13 protein-coding genes are annotated in these 14353 nt (G+C 74.3%); 6 read left to right on the forward strand and 7 right to left on the reverse strand.

The genetic code is table 11. From position 1 onward, the window contains the following. Positions 1-184: 184 nt before the first annotated feature. Positions 185-451, forward strand: a complete 267-nt coding sequence (locus ACZ6A9_RS14310) for a hypothetical protein (protein WP_468984340.1) — start codon at positions 185-187, stop codon at positions 449-451. A 15-nt stretch (positions 452-466) separates the two neighbouring features. On the opposite strand, the gene ACZ6A9_RS14315 is transcribed toward ACZ6A9_RS14310, so the two are convergent. Beyond that, on the reverse strand, positions 467-1777 hold the full coding sequence (locus ACZ6A9_RS14315) for an MFS transporter (protein WP_468984609.1): 1311 nt from the start codon (positions 1775-1777) through the stop codon (positions 467-469). Positions 1778-1961: 184 nt separating this feature from the next. Between ACZ6A9_RS14315 and ACZ6A9_RS14320 the strand changes: the two genes are divergently transcribed. From ACZ6A9_RS14320 to ACZ6A9_RS14330, 3 genes are all read left to right on the forward strand, one after another. Continuing rightward, the gene (locus ACZ6A9_RS14320) at positions 1962-2711 is read left to right on the forward strand and encodes a TetR/AcrR family transcriptional regulator (protein ID WP_468984343.1); all 750 of its coding nucleotides are present in this window, start codon (positions 1962-1964) and stop codon (positions 2709-2711) included. Positions 2712-2732: 21 nt separating this feature from the next. Then, positions 2733-4865 (forward strand): SDR family NAD(P)-dependent oxidoreductase, encoded by a 2133-nt coding sequence (locus tag ACZ6A9_RS14325; RefSeq protein ID WP_468984346.1) that lies wholly within the window; start codon positions 2733-2735, stop codon positions 4863-4865. A gap of 73 nt (positions 4866-4938) precedes the next feature. Beyond that, positions 4939-5814, forward strand: coding sequence for a PhzF family phenazine biosynthesis protein (locus ACZ6A9_RS14330; protein WP_468984348.1), 876 nt, complete (start codon positions 4939-4941; stop codon positions 5812-5814). Between the two features lie 24 nt (positions 5815-5838). On the opposite strand, the gene ACZ6A9_RS14335 is transcribed toward ACZ6A9_RS14330, so the two are convergent. Beyond that, entirely contained in the window at positions 5839-6246 is a 408-nt protein-coding gene (locus ACZ6A9_RS14335; protein ID WP_468984351.1) for a MerR family transcriptional regulator, read from the reverse strand. 49 nt (positions 6247-6295) lie between these two features. On the opposite strand from ACZ6A9_RS14335, the gene ACZ6A9_RS14340 reads away from it, so the two are divergent. After that, positions 6296-7177: an NAD(P)-dependent oxidoreductase gene (locus ACZ6A9_RS14340; RefSeq protein ID WP_468984353.1), complete on the forward strand. Its 882-nt coding sequence runs from the start codon at positions 6296-6298 to the stop codon at positions 7175-7177. A gap of 51 nt (positions 7178-7228) precedes the next feature. Here the strand turns inward: ACZ6A9_RS14340 and ACZ6A9_RS14345 are convergent, their stop codons facing one another. The 4 genes from ACZ6A9_RS14345 to ACZ6A9_RS14360 are packed head-to-tail and all read right to left on the reverse strand — an operon-like array spanning position 7229 to position 13015. After that, entirely contained in the window at positions 7229-7879 is a 651-nt protein-coding gene (locus ACZ6A9_RS14345; RefSeq protein WP_468984355.1) for a thymidine kinase, read from the reverse strand. Between the two features lie 43 nt (positions 7880-7922). Further along, the gene (locus tag ACZ6A9_RS14350; protein WP_468984358.1) at positions 7923-9170 is read right to left on the reverse strand and encodes an alkaline phosphatase family protein; all 1248 of its coding nucleotides are present in this window, start codon (positions 9168-9170) and stop codon (positions 7923-7925) included. Next, positions 9170-9763, reverse strand: coding sequence for a DUF5998 family protein (locus ACZ6A9_RS14355; protein WP_468984612.1), 594 nt, complete (start codon positions 9761-9763; stop codon positions 9170-9172). The genes ACZ6A9_RS14350 and ACZ6A9_RS14355 overlap by 1 nt, the downstream gene beginning before the upstream one ends. Before the next feature lie 60 nt (positions 9764-9823). Continuing rightward, positions 9824-13015, reverse strand: coding sequence for a bifunctional acetate--CoA ligase family protein/GNAT family N-acetyltransferase (locus ACZ6A9_RS14360; RefSeq protein WP_468984359.1), 3192 nt, complete (start codon positions 13013-13015; stop codon positions 9824-9826). 179 nt (positions 13016-13194) lie between these two features. Between ACZ6A9_RS14360 and ACZ6A9_RS14365 the strand changes: the two genes are divergently transcribed. Continuing rightward, positions 13195-13476 (forward strand): HPr family phosphocarrier protein, encoded by a 282-nt coding sequence (locus ACZ6A9_RS14365; protein ID WP_053637259.1) that lies wholly within the window; start codon positions 13195-13197, stop codon positions 13474-13476. Positions 13477-13657: 181 nt separating this feature from the next. Here ACZ6A9_RS14365 and ACZ6A9_RS14370 read toward each other — a convergent pair whose 3' ends face one another. Further along, positions 13658-14353 carry a GntR family transcriptional regulator gene (locus ACZ6A9_RS14370; RefSeq protein ID WP_468984362.1) on the reverse strand — a complete coding sequence of 232 codons (696 nt, stop codon included), beginning with the start codon at positions 14351-14353 and terminating at the stop codon, positions 13658-13660.

The following is a 14353-nucleotide window of genomic DNA, read 5'->3' on the forward strand; positions in this document are numbered from 1 at the left end:
ATGGAACCCCTTTGAGATCAGTGGCGCGCCACCTTAGCCGTGCGGACTGACACTGCTTGCGCCGGGAACCGGACGGACGGCGCCGGTGAACGGGTGGCCGGACCCCGGTCCGCGCTCCGGTCCGGTGCCGGACTCCTTCGGCGCGTTCCGCCGGGGCTGCTCGTGCGGTGCGGAGGATTCAGGGGTGTCGGTGGAGCCCTGCGACACCGCGTTCGCCGGGCCGCCGGCCGCCGGTGCGGTGGCCGGGCGGCCGCTGGACGTCTTCGTCGCGGGTGCCGACGAGGGTGCGAAGGCAACCGTGTCGGCTCTCGTCTCCTTCGGCGGGCCGCGTCCCCTGTACGTCGGGCCGTTGCGGCGGGCCCGGGAGCTGGGGGGCCTCCCGTTCCTGCACAGGGCGGCGCAGGACCGGCTGGGTCCGAACTGGTCGAGCGGTGTCGCGGTCCTGCCGTGACGGGCTGACGCGGGGTCAGGGTCCGGTGGCAGTCCGCGTGATGCGGGCGTCGAGGCGGTAGCGGGACTGGACCGCGAGGGCGGCTGCCATGAGGAGGGCGGGCAGGACCGTGAAGCCGAGGAGGATGGCGGTGTGGGCGGCGCCGGTCTGGGTGACCTCCTCGCCGGCCCGCGCGGCGGCGTATCCGCCGAGGCCGAGGGCCGCCGAGTACAGGTAGGGGCCGGCGGCGGCGCCCGTCGACTCCGTCGCGGTCCACACGCCCGTGTAGGCGCCGGTGCGTGCGATCTCAGGGCTGCCCGCCGAGCGGACGGTGTCCGGAACCATCGAGAACGGGAAGAGCTGGAGTCCGGCGAAGCACACGCCGAGGATCAGGGTGCACAGCACCGGGACGGCGATTCCCGCCGAGTCGCCGGCGGCGAGGCCGAGGGCCCCGGCGGCGAGGAAGGCCTGGCAGAGCAGCAGGCAGCGCTGTTTTCCCCAGCTCCGTGAGAGACGGAACCACAGGGGTGTGGTGAGCAGGGCGGGGGCCACGAACGCGGCCATGAGGACGGTGGTGAAGCCGGGGCGGCCCAGTTCGTGCCGGGCGTAGTACGGCAGTCCGGCGAGGACCAGGTGGGTCGTGGTGGAGACGAGGAGGTAGGCGAGGACCAGGACGCGGAAGGAGGGGTTGGCGCGCAGCACGTCCCGTACCTGGGACAGGGCCGAGCCGGGCGCCGTCGGCGCCGGGGACTCCGCGGACTCCGGGTGCGGCCGGGGCCCGGTGGGCAGGAGGTCGCGGACGCCGCCGACGCCGACGATCTGGAAGGCGAGGGTGAAGGCGCCGAGGACGAGGGCCATGACCGCGTACCGGGTGACCGAGTCGCCCTCGCCCGCCAGGAGCGGGGCCAGTGCGCCACCGACCAGGATGCCGACGGTGAGGACCACCATGCGGAAGGACAGCACCCGGGTCCGGCCGTGGTAGCCGACCGTCATGTCGGTGGGGGTGGAGAGGTACGGCACCTGGTACGCGGCGAAGAGGGCGTTGGCGACGACGAACCAGCCGGCGACCCACACGGCGGCGGCCCAGGGCCGGTCGGCCACGGGCGCGGGCACCGCGAAGAGCGCGACGAACGCCGGGGCCAGGGCGCAGCCCGCCGCCAGGAGCCGCAGCCTGTCGCCCCGCCGGGCGCGTTCCCGGTCGGAGAGGGAGCCGACGAAGGGGTGCAGCACGATGTCCACGGCCTTCGGCACGAGCAGCGCCAGTCCGGCCAGCCAGGGGGCCACACCGAGGGTGTCGGTGAGGAAGTACAGCAGGAGCAGGCCGGGGACGGTCACGTAGACGCCCATGCCGGCCGAGCCGAGGGCGTAGCGCAGGAGGGCGGGGCGGGGCACGTCGGTGCCGTCCCCGTCGGTCCCGTCGGCGGCGGGGGCCGGGTGTTCGGGGAGAGGGGCTTCGGATCCTGTGGCGGCGTTCATGAATCCCTCAGGTGTTTGATTGCGAGGTCTGCGGATCCTAGCCAGACTGGTCCGGATGAGGAAGAGCGATCGGACACCCGATGAGCGGCCCGCCCGGCGCGGTCCGGGCAGGCCCAGGCGCGCGGAGCGGGAGGGGCCGTCCACGCGTGAGCTGATCCTGCGGGAGGCGACGGCGCTGTTCGCCGCGCGGGGGCCGGAGGGGACCTCGCTGCGGGACATCGCGGCGCGGGTGGGCATCGACGTGTCGAGCCTGCACCACCACTTCCCGGCGAAGGACGCGCTGTACGACGCCTGCTTCGAGCGGGTGCACGAGGCCGAGCGGGCGGCGCTGGCCCCGCTGGTGGCGGACCTCCGGCGGGCGGCGGCGGACGGCGGGCCGCCGCTGGCCGCGGCGCTGAGCGCGCTCGCGGAGGGTTTCGTGGACTTCCTGGAGGAGCATCCGCACACGACGTTCCTGTGGCTGCGCCGCTGGCTCGACCCCACGCGCGGCAGCGGCCTGGACCGGGCCTACGCGCTGCCGCTGTACGGCGAGGTCGAGCGGGCGCTGCTGGAGGCGGCGCAGGCGGGGACGGTCCGGGAGGCGACCCCGCACGTCACGGTGCGCAGCCTGGTGTGGGCGGCGCACGGCCACGTCACCGCGCTGGCGGCGGCCTCCCCCGCCGGGCGGGAGCGGGAGCGCTACGAGTTCCGCCTCTGGGTGGGCAGGTTCCTGGACGCGCTGTACGGAGCACCGCCGGGCGGCGGGGAGCCGGGGTCTGGTGCCGGTGACGGAAGTGACGCCATAATCCCTAGCACGTTGGATTAGCTCGAGGAAGGGCGCGGGGCGATGGGCGCAGGGCGGGAGACGGCGGGGCCGGGGCGGGTGGCCGTCGTCGGGGGCGGGGTCGCGGGCATCGCGGCGGTCAAGGCGCTGATCGAGGCGGGCGTCGAGGTGTTCGGCCTGGAGCGTGCCGGAGAACTGGGCGGGCTGTGGCGGCTCTCCGACGACACCGCCGCGTACGAAGGGCTGCGCCTCAACACGTCGAAGCCGCGCACCGAGTTCAGCGACCACCCGATGCCCCCGGAATGGCCCGACTACCCCTCGCGCGCCCAACTCCTGGCGTACGTGCGGGAGTACGCGGAGCGCTTCGGTGTCCCGGGGCGCTACCGGACGAACACGGAACTCGTCGCCGCGCGGCGCACCGAGGAGGGCTGGCTGCTCGAACTCCACGGCCCCGAGGGGACGTACAAGGAGTCCGTGACGCACCTGGTGGTGGCGAACGGGCACAACCACACACCGCGCCTGCCCGAACCGCCCTACCCCGGCGCGTTCGAGGGCACCTCCTCGCACGCGCACGCCTACCGCGAGCCCGCCGAGTTCGCCGGGCGCCGGGTGCTGGTCGTGGGCACCGGCAACTCGGCGATGGACATCGCCACGGAGCTGGTCGGGCAGGCGAGCGAGGTGCTGATATCGGCCCGGCGCGGTGTGTGGGTGCTGCCGAAGCGGCTGCTGGGCCGGCCCACCGACCAGTGGAACGGCGCGCTCGCCGCCGTACTGCCGTGGCGGCTGCGCCAGCTGGTGTCCCAGGCGATGCTGCGGGTGGCCGACCGGGGCGGCGAGGGGCCGGCGCTGCCGCCTTCCCCCGAGGGGGTGCTCCAGGACCACCCGACGCTGAGCGACACGGTCCCGGCGCTGGTGGCGGCCGGGCGGATCGGGGTGCGGGCGGGCATCGAGAGGTTCGAGGGGCGCCGGGTGCGCTTCACGGACGGGCGCGAGGACGAGGTGGACCACGTGCTGTGGTGCACCGGGTACCGGGCGACCGTCCCCTTCCTCGACCCGAAGGTGGTCCCCGACCCGGCGCGACTGCCGCTGTACCGGCACGTGTTCCCGCTGGACGAGCCCGCGGTCTCCTTCGTCGGCCTCATGCAGTCGACGGGCTCGGCGCTGCCGGTCGTGGAGGCACAGGGCAGGCTGCTGGCCGCGTACCTGTCCGGGCGTCTGCGCAGACCGCACCGGGACCGGATGCTGGCCGCGGTCACCTCCGAACTGCACGCCGCTCGGGAGCGGTGGGGCGCGAAGCGTCCGCATATGCGCATCGACGTGGACCGCTACCTCCGTCAGGTGGCCCGCGACCTCGCCGGCCGGCGGGGCACGGCGTCCTCCCTCGCGGGACGGCGGGTGATCGTGACGGGCGCCGCGGGGACCTTCGGCCGGGCGCTGGGGTACCGCTTCACCGAACTCGGCGCGCGGGTGGTCGGGCTGGACCTGGTGGCGGACGGGACGGCGCCGGTGCCCGTGGTGGGCTGCGACCTGACCGACCCCGAGTCCGTGGCCGAGGGCGTCGAGGAGGCGGTGCGGCTGCTCGGCGGCGGTGTGGACGTCCTGGTCAACAACGCGGGGCGGGGTGGTCCGGCCCCCGCCGAGCTGCGGCCGTCCGAGGAGGTGCACCGCCAGCTGCGGCTGAACCTGCTCGGTGCGTGGGAGGTGACGGCCGCGGCGCTGCCTCATCTCGAACGGGCGCGGGGGCGCGTGGTGTTCATCGCCTCGCGGATGGCGCTGCTGCCGCTGCCGCTGGCCGCCGCCTACGGAGTCTCCAAACGGGCGCTCGCCGCGTACGCGGACACGCTGCGGCTGGAGGTCGGCACGCACGTCGGGGTGACGACCGTGTACCCGAGCATGGTGCGCAGCCCGATCCACGACAGCACCCGCGCGGCCGGTCTCTCGCTCGACGGGGTGTCGCGGCCCGAGCCGCTCGAAGGGGTGGTGTCCGCGGTGGTCTCCGCGGTCACGGCGCGGCGGGCGCCGCGCGACGTGGCGACGACCCGGCGCGGGCGGGCCGAGATGGCGCTGGCCCGGCACGCACCTGCCCTGACCGACCGGATCGTGCGGCGGACCGTCGCGTCCAGGCTCGCGGCGGGCGCGTTCGCGCGGGCACCGCTCGCCGAGGGGCTGCGGCGCCGGTACGACAGCGCCGGCTGAACCCGCCGGGCACGTGCGCCGCACCCGTGGGACCGGTGGGAATAGCCATGCGACGGGACGCTGTTGCGGGAGCATGACGACTGACGCGCCGCGGCCGGAAGTGCTGCGCTACACCGCCTTCTCCAGCACCCCCGACGGCGGGAACCCCGCCGGTGTCGTCCTGGACGCCACCGGTCTGGACGACGGCGACATGCTGGCCCTCGCCGCCGAACTGGGCTACTCGGAGTCCGCGTTCCTGACCGCGCCCCCGGAAGGGCTCGGCGGCCGGGAGGGACGGGCTTACACCATTCGTTACTTCAGTCCCAAGGCCGAGGTCCCGTTCTGCGGGCACGCCACCGTCGCGACCGCCGTCGCGCTGGCGGAGCGGATCGGGCCCGGTCGGCTGGTGTTCGCGACACGCGCCGGCACCGTGCCGGTGGAGGTGACCGAGGAGGGCGGGACGCTCCGGGCCACGCTCACCAGCGTCGTGCCGCACGTCGAGGAGATCACCGGCGCCGATCTCGCGGAGGCGCTCGCCGCGCTGCGCTGGCCGGCCGCCGACCTGGATCCGGCCTTTCCGCCCCGGATCGCGTTCGCCGGCGCCCGCCACCTCGTGCTCGCGGCGGCGACGCGCGCCCGCCTCGCTGATCTGGCGTACGACTTCGCGCGCCTCGAAGCACTGATGCACCGACTGGACCTGACCACCGTCCAGTTGGTGTGGCGGGAGTCGGCCGGCGTCTTCCACGTCCGTGACCCGTTCCCCGTCGGCGGCGTGGTCGAGGACCCTGCGACGGGTGCGGCGGCCGCCGCGTTCGGTGCGTACGTCCGTGAGCTCGGCCTGGCCCCCGAGGACGCCGTCCTCACCCTGCACCAGGGCGAGGACCTGGGCCGCCCCGGCGAGCTCACGGTGACGCTGCGCGCGGGCGACCCGCGCGTCCGGGTCGGCGGCGCGGGAGCCCGCATCGGCTGAGGCTCCGGTGACGCCGCCGGTCGCTCAGGCGGGCACGGGCTCCGGGTCGGCGCCGTCGAAGGGCGGGTACGTCTCGGAGCCCGTGCGTTCGGCCGCGTCCATGTAGCGGGTCAGGGCAGCGCGGGACCGGGCGAGCCTGTCCATCTGCTCGTCCAGCCGCCGCAGCCGTGACCGCATCGCGGCCAGTAACTCGGGACATCCGGTCAGCTCGGGAGCCTCACCCACCGCGCAGGGCAGCAGGTAGGCGATGTCCTCGGAGGACAGACCCGCGCCGAGCAGGTGGCGGATCTGCGTCACCCGCAGTACGGCGTCCTCGCCGTACTCGCGATAGCCGTTCGCCCCCCGGTCCGCCTCCAGCAGTCCCTGGGCCTCGTAGTAGCGCAGCTGATGGGCGTTGACGCCCGTCCGGCGGCTGAGTTCCCCGATTCGCATCGCACCCCCGCTTGACCTTCACACCGGTATCAACGTTGACGATGCTGCCATGAACGCGACCGAAACCCCCGTGACAGTCATCGGACTCGGCCTGATGGGCCAGGCACTCGCCGGTGCCTTCCTGAAAGCCGGTCACCCCACGACCGTGTGGAACCGTACGGCCGCCAAGGCCGACCGCCTGGTGGCGGGCGGTGCGCGGCTCGCGCCGACGGTCGGCGACGCGCTCGAGGCGGGTCCGCTGACGGTCGTCTGCCTCACCGACTACGGGGCCGTGCACGAGCTGCTCGGTCCGTACGGTGCCGAGGCCGGCGGAACCACGCTGCTCAACCTGACCTCGGGCAGCTCGGCCCAGGCCCGGGAGACCGCCCGGTGGGCCGAGCAGCGCGGAGCCCGCTACCTGGACGGCGCCATCATGGCGGTTCCTCCGGCGATCGGTACCGACGAGGCGGTGATCCTTTGCAGCGGGCCGCAGGCGGACGCGGAGACGCACCGGTCGGCGCTCGACTCGCTCGGCACCGTCACCTACCTCGGTACGGACCACGGCCTGGCGTCCCTGTACGACGTGGCCGGTCTGGCCATGATGTGGGGCGTCCTGAACGCCTGGCTCCAGGGCACCGCCCTGCTCAGGACCGCTGGTGTGGACGCCGTGACGTACGCGCCGTTCGCGCGGCAGATCGCGGCGGGGGTGGCCGAATGGCTTCCCGGGTACGCCCGGCAGGTCGACAGCGGTTCCTTCCCTGCCGAGGTGTCGGCCCTGGAGACCGACGCACGGGCCATGGCGCACCTGATCGAGGAGAGCGAGGCGGTGGGGGTCAACGCCGAACTGCCGATGCTGTTCAAGGCGATGGCCGACCGCTCGATCGCCGCCGGACACGGCGGTGAGCAGTACCCCGTGCTGATCGAGGAGTTCACGAAGCCCCGCACCCGCTGACCGGCCCGCCGCGGACTCCGCATCCTGGGAGCTTCCTGCCGGAGCGGAACGTCAGCCGGACGACACCGGCAGCACGTCCGGTGACAGCGCCGCCGCGCGGGCCGTCGCGGCCGTCATGTGGCGGCGGTGGTGGCGCCGGCACAGCACCTCGTAGCCGATCTCGTCGGGGGACTGGGCGACGTCCCCGATGACCACCTGGGCGCCCTCGACCACCATGACGCCGCCGACGGTCCGGGCGTTGTGCGTGGCGCGGGCGCCGCACCAGCACAGGGCCTCCACCTGGAGCACCTCGACACGGTCGGCGAGTTCGACCAGGCGCTGTGAGCCGGGGAAGAGCTTGGAGCGGAAGTCGGTGGTGATGCCGAAGGCGTACACGTCGATGTTGAGGTCGTCCACCACGCGGGCGAGCTGGTCTATCTGGTCCGGTGCGAGGAACTGCGCCTCGTCCGCGATCACGTAGTCGACGCGTCCGCCGTGCGAGAGGTGGTCGACGACGTGGGCGTACAGGTCGTGGCCGTCCACGACCTCCACCGCGTCCGTGACCAGGCCGAGCCGGGAGGAGAGCTTGCCCTCGCCCGCCCGGTCGTCACGGGTGAAGATCATGCCGGCCAGGCCCCGGGCCGAACGGTTGTGCTCGATCTGGAGAGCCAGCGTCGACTTCCCGCAGTCCATCGTTCCGGAGAAGAACACCAGCTCGGGCATGGAGGGTCGGAAACCTTTCGGCGGGACGGTCACGGGCGGAACCTCAGGAGCGTACTTCGAGGAGGGGGACCAGCTGCTCGGCAGGGGTCATCGAGCCGTGGTTGCCCACCATCGCCGACTCCCTGGGCTCCCGCTCGGAGGCGATCAGCAGCACGTCGTCCCGCGCGGCCGCGACCACGTCGCCGATGCGGCGGTACACCCGCTCGTCGACGTCCGGACCGAACCAGCCCGCGGCGATCGCCTCGTCGCGCGAGGCCACCCAGAACTGCTCGCCGAGCACCTCGCGCCAGCAGGTCAGCACGTCGTTCGCCGCGCCGGGGACCGCGTAGACGTGCCGGGCGCGGCCCTCGCCGCCGAGGAGGGCGACGCCCGCCTTCAGCTCCCAGTCCTCGTCGAAGTCGATGCGGTGCCGCTCGTCGAAGGGGACGTCGATCATGCCGTGGTCGGCGGTGACGTAGAGGGCGCTGCGCGGCGGGAGCTGCTCGGCGAGCCGCTGGACGAGCCGGTCGACGTGGGCGAGCTGGCCGCGCCAGGTGTCGGAGTCGACGCCGAAGCGGTGGCCGGCGCCGTCCACCTCGGCGTAGTAGGTGTAGACCAGGGCGCGGTCCGCGCCGGCCAGCTGTGCGGCGGAGAGGTCCATGCGGTCCTCGCCGGAGAGCCGTCCGTGGAAGGCGCCGCCGCTCAGCGCGACCTTGGTCAGCGGCGTGTTCGCGAAGGTCGGGGAGGACACCTGGGCGGCGTGCACACCCGCGCGGTGGGCCAGCTCGAAGACGGTGGGGTACGGCTGCCAGGCACCGGGCGCGGTCCACGGCTGCCAGCGGAGCTGGTTCATCAGCTCGCCGGTGTCCGGGTCGCGCACGGTGTAGCCGGGCAGGCCGTGGGCGCCGGGCGGCAGTCCGGTGCCGACGGAGGCGAGGGAGGTGGCGGTGGTCGCCGGGTAGCCCGCGGTGATCGGACGGCCGGTGCCGCCGCGCGAGCTGCCGAGCAGCGACGTCATGAAGGGGGCGTCCTCCGGGTGCGCGCGCAGCTGCTCCCAGCCGAGGCCGTCGATCAGGAACACGCAGTTCCGGTCGGCGGGAGTCAGCTCCCCGATGCCGGCGGTCATGCCGGGGACGCCGAGGCCCGCGGCGATGGTGGGCAGCAGGTCGGCGAGCGAGCCGGTGCCGTACTCGGGCACCGGGGCGGAGTCGAGGGGAAGAGGTTCCGGGTGGGAGTCCCAGACCGCGGAGTCGAGGGGGGCGGGCGCGGAGCGCCCCCGGTCATGGGCGGCGGGGGGAGGCGGGTGGGCCATCAGCGGGTGTCCGCGGTCGCCTCGGAGAGGGCCTGCGCGAAGGCGAGCGCCTGCCGCACCGTCTCCGGCCCGTCGCCGGCCTCGCTGACGCGCAGGCTCAGGTCGTCGGCGGTCGAGCTGCCCGTGTAGCCGTGGTCGGCCTCGCAGTTGGGGTCGCCGCAGGCGGCCGGCTCGAGGTCGATGCGGGAGACGGCGCCCCAGCCGATGGTGAGCACGATCTCGCGCGGCAGCGTGCCCGGCTTGTACGACTCCGGGTTGGCGACCACGCGGCTGACCACGATCGACGAGATCCGGCCGAGCTTGACCGACTCCGTCGAGGTGGTGGCGTACGGCGTCGGGGAGGTGCCGTCCTCGGCCTGCTCGTCGGTGTGGCTGACGATGAAGCGGTTGCCGGTGAGGACGAGCACGGTCACGTGCCGCCGCACCTCGTTCTGATCGAACGTCGTCTCCTGGTGGACCAGGTACGACCGGATGGGCTCGCCGCCCACGGCGGCCTCCACCGCCTCGGCCACGAGGGCCGGGTAGTAGCCGCTGCGCTCGATCGCCGCCCGCAGCCCCTGGGTCGTCGTACTGGTCTTGGCCATGACGCCCATCCTACGGGTGGCCACTGACTGCGAGGCACCGCTCACCCCCACTCCGCTCCCCGGGAGCCCTCAGTACGCCGGCATGGTCCGCGGGCCGAGGTCGTCGCGGGCGGGCGGCGGGGAGAGCCGTACCGAGGCGCCGAGGACGCTGACGCCGTGCGGGGCGACGACGACCGGTTCCAGGGTGACCGCGACGACCTCCGGGTGGTCGTGGACCAGCCGCGACACCCTCAGCATCAGATCCTCCAGCGCCGGGGTGTCCACCGGCGCGGACCCGCGCCAGCCGAACAGGAGCGGGGCGGTCCGGATCGATCGCACCAGTGAGGTCGCGTCCCGGTCGGTGACCGGGATCAGGCGGTGCGCCATGTCCCCGAGCAGCTGCGAGGGGGCCCCGGCGAGCCCGAAGGACAGCACGGCTCCGGCGGCGGGGTCGATCACCGTGCGGACGAGGGTGTCGACACCGCGCGGTGCCATGCGCTGCACCACCGGGCGCAGCTCCGCCGGTGCGCCGAACAGCTCCGTCAACTCGCCGTACGCCCGGCGCAGTTGTTCCTCGTCCGCGAGGTCGAGGCGGACGCCGCCGAGGTCGGCACGGTGCCTGAGGTGGGGGGCGGTGGCCTTGAGGACCACCGGGTAGCCGAGGGTGCGCGCGGCCTCGGCCGCGGCGTCGGGGGTGGGGGCGGGCACGGCGCGGTGGACGTGGATGCCGTACGCGCCGAGCAGGTCGCAGGTGTCGTCGCTGCCGAGGGTGAGGTCCTCGCCGTGCGAGAGCAGCCGGTCGATGAGCGCGGCGGCGCCCCTCTCGTCGATGTCGTCGTGCGCGGGCACCTTGCCGGGCTCGGCGGCCTCCCGCCGCCACTGGGCGTAGGCGACGGCGTGCGCGAGGGCCCGGACGGCCCGCTCGGAGGCGGGATAGGCGGGGATGAGGTGAGCGCCCTCGGAGGGCTCGACGGGGGTGGGCGGACCGGCGTGGGCGGGGTGTCCCGGGGTGCGGGGGCCGGTGGACGGCGCGGGGGACGCCGGTGACGTGCCGCCGGCGGGCCGGGTCGCCGCGCCGGGTGACGTCAGCGGGGCCGGGGGCACGGCACCGGTCTCCGTCCGCGGCGCCGGGCCCGTCGTCGCCCGGGGTGCCGTGCCGCCTGCCGCCGGGATGCCCGCCGCGGCCGCCGCGTCGCTCCCCGCCCGGGACACCGTGCCCCGTCCGTCCGGCGCGCCGGTGGCCGCCCCCGTGTCCGCGGGGGTTTCCCGCGCGGCGTGCGCGTCCGGCCGCGCCGTCCCGGGCCCGCCGGTCGGCGGGGCGGAGTCCGCTCCTGCGGCTGCGGCGGTGTGCGGGGCGGGCGCCCGGCTCCCCGGCTGCCCGGCTTCCGCCCGCGGGGCCGTCGTCGGTCGGGGTGCCGTGCCGGCCGCGGCCGACAGGGCCTCCGCGAGGCCGCCGAGTTCCACGTGGACCACGAGGACCGGCTTGGTCGGGGCAGCGGCGGCGGCCGAGCGCAGGGCGTCCGCCAGGGCCGCGTCGCGCACCGGCCCCTCCCCCACCGCGGGGATCGCGGTCACCACGACCGCGTCGCTCGTGTCGTCGGCCAGCGCGTGCGAGAGCGCCGTGTGGAACTCCGCCGCCGACGCCGCCGTGGTGAGGTCCAGCGGAGGGTGCGGGCGCAGCCCTTCGGCGAGGCAGGCCTCGTAGGTCAGCAGTCCCAGGGACTCGGAGTTGCCGAGGATCGCCACCCGGGGACCGGCCGGCAGGGGCTGGCGGGCCAGCAGCAGTCCGGCGTCGACCAGTTCGGTGATGGTGTCCACCCGGATCACCCCGGCCTGCCGCAGCAGCGCCGACACCGTCTCGTGGGGCAGCCGGGTCGCCCGTACGGCATGTCCCCGGGGTCCGGCGCCGTGGCGTGCGCCCTGGACCACGACCAGTGGCTTCGCCGCCGCGGTCCGCCGCGCGAGGCGGGTGAACTTGCGGGGGTTGCCGATGGACTCGAGGTACATCAGGGCGACGTCGGTGTCGGGATCCTCGTACCAGTACTGCAGGACGTCGTTGCCGGAGACGTCGGCCCGGTTGCCCGACGAGACGAAGCTGGAGACGCCCGTGACCCCGGTGACGCCGCCGCCGCGCCGGTGCAGGCGGGAGAGCAGGGCGACGCCGATCGCGCCGGACTGGGCGAACAGCCCGATGCGGCCCGGGCGGGGCGACTCGGGGGCCAGCGAGGCGTTCAGCCGCACGTCCGGCGAGGTGTTGATGACGCCGAAGGAGTTCGGGCCGATGATCCGCATGCCGTACGAACGCGCCTGCCGTACGAGGGCGCGCTGGCGCTCGCGGCCGTCGGGGCCGGACTCGGCGTAGCCGGCGGAGACGACGACGAGCCCCTGCACTCCGTGCTCACCGCACTCGGCGACCACCTCGGGCACGTGCTCGGCGGGCACGGCGACGACCGCGAGGTCGACGGGACCGTCGACGGCACGGACGGTGCGGTAGGCGGCCACCCCGTCGAGTTCCTTGCGGTCCTCCTCGAACGCCTTGTTCACGGCGTACAGCCGTCCGGTGAACCCGGCGTCCCTGATGTTGTCGAGGATGCTGCGGCCCACACCGCCGGGTGTGCGTCCGGCGCCGACGACGGCCACCGAGCCGGGGGCCAGCAGCCGCTGCACCGAGCGCGCCTCCGCCCGCTGTTCCCGCGCGTACTGCACGGCCATGGACCGGTCGGTGGGTTCGAGGCCGAACTCCAGGCGTACGACGCCGTCCTCGAAGCTGCGTTTCTGGGTGTACCCGGCATCGGTGAACACCTTGATCATCTTGGTGTTGGCGGGCAGCACCTCGGCGGCGAACCGGCGGATGCCGCGCTCCCGCGCGACGGCTCCGATGTGTTCGAGCAGGGCGGAGGCCACCCCGCGGCCCTGGTGGGCGTCCTGCACGAGGAAGGCGACCTCGGCCTCGTCCGCGGGTGCGGACGCGGGCGTCCCGTCGGCGCCGATCCGGTCGTAGCGTACGGTGGCGATGAACTCGCCGCCGATGGTGGCCGCGAGTCCCACCCGGTCCACGAAGTCGTGGTGCGTGAAGCGGTGGACGTCCTTCGCGGACAGACGCGGGTAGGGCGCGAAGAAGCGGTAGTACTTCGACTCGTCCGACACCTGCTCGTAGAAGCTGACCAGGCGCTCGGCGTCATCGACGGTGATGGGGCGGATGCGCGCGGTGCCGCCGTCGCGCAGCACCACGTCGGCTTCCCAGTGGGCGGGATACTCGTGCCGGTCCGACGAGATCTGCATGGGCCCCAGAGTACGGCTCGCGTGCGACAGGGGCGCGAGGCAGTCTGTGGTGGACGGCAGCCGGGCCGAGGCCGCGGGCCGGCTGCCGCCGGGAGCGGGCAGCGATGCCGCTCCCGGGGCACGCTTCACGATGTGGGAAACTGGTCTAGACAACCCTGAACACCGAAGGGCAGCAACACATGGCTGAGCGCCGCGTCAACGTCGGCTGGGCCGAGGGTCTCCATGCCCGCCCCGCCTCCATCTTCGTCCGAGCCGCCACGGCCGCAGGCGTCCCGGTGACGATCGCCAAGGCCGGGGGCGACCCCGTCAACGCGGCCTCCATGCTGGCCGTCCTGGGCCTGGGCGCCCAGGGTGGTGAGGAGATCGTCCTCGCCTCCGACGCCGAAGGGGCGGACGCCGCCCTGGACCGTCTGGCCAAGCTGGTCTCCGAGGGCCTCGAGGAGCTTCCCGAGACCGTGTGACGCGCTCATGCGTGCGGAGGCCGCCTTTTCGCGGGGTTTCCACCGCACACGGAGCAGGGTTTCCCCACAGAAAGGCCCGCCCGGACCCCCGGGCGGGCCTTTCGCAATTCCCGCATCCCCCATTCCGGGGCAGCATGAATAACCCCCGCGAATAACTCCCCTTTTGTATACGGCACCCGTGTTAAGGGCGCAGACTCGGCATGTTTACGGGATGTTGCGCGTTCCTCACACGCTCCCCGCGACCGGCGCCGGAGCCGAACCGCAGGCGGTGCCCGGCGCTCGCGCGCTCGGTGTGCAGCGCCGTCGCGGACCTCGCGCGCTCGCCGTCGCCGCGCGCCACCGCGTCCACGATCACGCCGTGCTCCGCCCAGTACTCCACCGGGTCGGCGGGCCCCTCGGTGGCGTACATCCAGGCGATCTTGTGCCGCAGCTGGGTCAGCGTCGCCGTCAGCGCGGGGCTGCCGGACGCCTGGGCGAGCGTCTCGTGGAACCAGCCGCTCAGGGACCGCAGATCGTCGCTGTTGCCCTGGCGGGCGCGTTCCTGACCCAGCCGGACCAGGCCGCGCAGCACCTTCAGATGGGCCTCCGTGCGGCGCTGGGCGGCGCGGGAGGCCCCGAGCGGTTCGAGGAGCGCGCGCATCTCCAGCAGGTCGGCGGCCTCCTGCTCGGTGGGTTCCGCCACGCACGCGCCCGCGTGCCGCCGGGTGACGACGAAACCTTCCGCCTCCAGCGTGCGCAGCGCCTCCCGGACGGGGACGCGGGAGACGCCGTACCGGCGGGCGAGGACCTCCTCGGTGAGCCGGCTGCCGCGCTCGTGGACACCCGCGACGATGTCGTCCCGGATCGCCGTGCACACCGAGTGCGCGGGAATGCGCAT

It is taken from the genome of Streptomyces sp. NPDC041124 (assembly GCF_055592385.1).

Coding starts and splice junctions, on each gene's coding strand:
- ACZ6A9_RS14315 (WP_468984609.1), bottom strand. CDS start 1,777: ATGGGCGTCTACGTGACCGTCCCCGGCCTGCTCCTGCTGTACTTCCTC.
- ACZ6A9_RS14320 (WP_468984343.1), top strand. CDS start 1,962: ATGAGGAAGAGCGATCGGACACCCGATGAGCGGCCCGCCCGGCGCGGT.
- ACZ6A9_RS14325 (WP_468984346.1), top strand. CDS start 2,733: ATGGGCGCAGGGCGGGAGACGGCGGGGCCGGGGCGGGTGGCCGTCGTC.
- ACZ6A9_RS14330 (WP_468984348.1), top strand. CDS start 4,939: ATGACGACTGACGCGCCGCGGCCGGAAGTGCTGCGCTACACCGCCTTC.
- ACZ6A9_RS14335 (WP_468984351.1), bottom strand. CDS start 6,246: ATGCGAATCGGGGAACTCAGCCGCCGGACGGGCGTCAACGCCCATCAG.
- ACZ6A9_RS14340 (WP_468984353.1), top strand. CDS start 6,296: ATGAACGCGACCGAAACCCCCGTGACAGTCATCGGACTCGGCCTGATG.
- ACZ6A9_RS14345 (WP_468984355.1), bottom strand. CDS start 7,879: ATGCCCGAGCTGGTGTTCTTCTCCGGAACGATGGACTGCGGGAAGTCG.
- ACZ6A9_RS14350 (WP_468984358.1), bottom strand. CDS start 9,170: ATGGCCCACCCGCCTCCCCCCGCCGCCCATGACCGGGGGCGCTCCGCG.
- ACZ6A9_RS14355 (WP_468984612.1), bottom strand. CDS start 9,763: ATGGGCGTCATGGCCAAGACCAGTACGACGACCCAGGGGCTGCGGGCG.
- ACZ6A9_RS14360 (WP_468984359.1), bottom strand. CDS start 13,015: ATGCAGATCTCGTCGGACCGGCACGAGTATCCCGCCCACTGGGAAGCC.
- ACZ6A9_RS14365 (WP_053637259.1), top strand. CDS start 13,195: ATGGCTGAGCGCCGCGTCAACGTCGGCTGGGCCGAGGGTCTCCATGCC.
- ACZ6A9_RS14370 (WP_468984362.1), bottom strand. CDS start 14,353: ATGCGCATTCCCGCGCACTCGGTGTGCACGGCGATCCGGGACGACATC.